Consider the following 277-nt stretch of genomic DNA (forward strand, 5'->3'; position numbering starts at 1 on the left):
GATCTACACCCGTACCGGCGATCATGGCTCTACGCGCTTGGTCGATAATTCTGTGAAAGCAAAATCAGATCTCCGCGTTGAGGCTTACGGCCTCATCGATCAGGCCAACGCCAGCATCGGCCTAGCGATTGCTCTCGACACCACGACGAAGGTTCTCTCGAGAGAGGTTCGAGAAGCTCTCAGCATCATCCAGAACGAGCTATTCGACGTCGGAGCAGATCTAGCCAATCCACTTGTTGCTAACCCAGAATGGCAACCACTGCGAACTGTCCAGGAG

Annotated in this window: 1 protein-coding gene; it reads left to right on the top strand. The window is 54.2% G+C overall.

Going from position 1 to position 277, the window contains the following annotated elements; translation table 11 throughout:
* Window positions 1–277 (top strand): ATP:cob(I)alamin adenosyltransferase (locus AC0L2R_RS33915; RefSeq protein WP_473514140.1); only part of this gene is annotated, 277 nt, incomplete at both ends.

The organism is Mesorhizobium sp. WSM4820, assembly GCF_055811075.1.